The organism is Streptomyces sp. NPDC054796 (assembly GCF_053611545.1).
In genome coordinates, this window is record NZ_JBSHAO010000156.1 from 1 (window position 1) to 1,924 (window position 1,924).

Annotated in this window: 1 protein-coding gene; it reads left to right on the plus strand. The window is 69.1% G+C overall.

The window, feature by feature from the left end; all coding sequences use genetic code 11:
• Positions 1-18: 18 nt before the first annotated feature.
• Positions 19-1,924, plus strand: a 1,906-nt coding sequence (locus tag ACWGJ2_RS40325) for a condensation domain-containing protein (protein ID WP_453351399.1), incomplete at its 3' end; no start/stop codon positions are given.

The following is a 1,924-nucleotide window of genomic DNA, read 5'->3' on the forward strand; positions in this document are numbered from 1 at the left end:
GGGCGAGTGGATGAGCAGGTGAAGGTGCGCGGGTTCCGTATCGAGCCGGGTGAGATCGAGGCCGCCCTGCTCACCCACCCGCATGTGACGCAGGCCGCGGTGATCGCCCGCGAGGATGCGCTGATGGCCTACGTGGTCCCCGACGGCCGGGAGCCGGAAGGACTGCGGGAACTGGTCGCCTCGCGGCTGCCGGAGTACATGGTGCCCGCCGCCTTCGTCACGCTGCCAGAGCTGCCGCTGACGGCCAACGGCAAGCTCGACCGCCGCGCGCTGCCCGCCCCCGAGTACGCCACCGGATCCGGACGCGCACCGGCCACCGTGCAGGAGGAAATCCTCTGCGCCGCCTTCGCCGACGTGCTCGGCTTGGCCGTGGTCGGGGTCGATGACAACTTCTTCCAACTCGGCGGCCACTCCCTCCTCGCCGTCCGGCTTGTCGAGCGGTTGCGGGCCCGAGGTGTGTCGGTGTCCGTGCGGGCGCTGTTCGAGGCGCCGACGCCCGCGGGCCTGGCAGGGGCGGCAGGTGTCGGTGCTGTCGAGGTGCCGGAGAATCTGATCCCCGCAGATGCCGAGCGGATCACGCCGGAGATGTTGCCGCTGGTGGAGCTGGACCAGGTGGAGGTCGATCGGGTCGTCGCGTCGGTCGAGGGCGGGGCGGTGAACGTCGCCGACATATACCCGTTGGCGCCGTTGCAGGAGGGCATGTTCTTCCACCACCTCATGGCGGGCGAAGGCGACGACGTCTATCTGACCGTGCGGGTGATGGAGTTCGACTCGCGGTCCCGGCTGGATGCGTTCGCGGATGCTTTGCAGCGGGTGGTGGATCGGCACGACATCTACCGCACCGGCATTGCCTGGGAGGGCTTGCGCGAGCCTGTGCAGGTGGTGTGGCGGCAGGCCCAGCTCTCCGTCGTCGAGCACACGCTGGACGACGGGGACACGGAACCTGCTGCCGCAGGACGGGACTTGATGGCCCGAGCTGGTTCGGTAATGGACCTGGGCCGGGCCCCGTTGATGGATCTGCACGCGGCGGAGGCACCCGAGGGCCGTTGGCTGGCCGTCGTGCGAATGCATCACATGGTGCAGGACCACGTCGGCATGGACGTACTGATGGAGGAGCTGCGGGCGGTGTTGTCCGGCGCGGCTGACGAGCTGGCTCCCGCGCTGCCGTTCCGCAACTTCATCGCCCAGACGCGTACGGTACCGAGGTCTGAGCACGAGCGGTTCTTTGCCGATCTCCTGGGCGATGTGACGGAGCCGACCGCCCCCTACGGCCTGCTGGACGTGCGCGGCGACGGGTCGGATCTGGTCCGTGAGGTGCTGTACGTGCCAGAACCCGTGGTTGTCGAGTTGCGGCGGGTGGCGCGGGAGCTGGGTGTCAGCCCGGCGACGATCCTGCACGTGGCGTGGGCCCGGGTGCTGGCCGCCCTGGTGGGTCGGGATGACGTGGTGTTCGGCACCATGCTCCTTGGCCGGATGAACGCGGGTGCCGGTGCCGACCGGGTGCTGGGCCCGTTCATGAATTCGCTGCCGGTGCGGGTGCGGACCGCTGGTGTCGGGGTGCGTGCAGCAGTAGAGGGGATGCGGGACCAACTGGCGGCGCTGTTGGAGCACGAGCATGCCCCGCTGGCGATGGCTCAACGGGCGAGCGGTGTCGCCGCCGACATGCCCCTGTTCACCTCGCTGTTCAACTACCGGCACACCTCACCTGAGACCGGTGACGAGGAGCGCTCGGTCGAAGGGATCCGGACGGTCGTCGGCCGGGATCAGACCAACTACCCCTTGGCTGTCGGGGTGGGCGACGAGGGCGTGGGACTGCACGTGAGTGTGTTGACGGTCGACAGCCTGGATGCGCGGGCGTTGGGTCGGATGGTGTGCACGGCGGCGGAGGGTGTGGTTGATGCGCTCTCTGTTGTTGTGGGTGGTG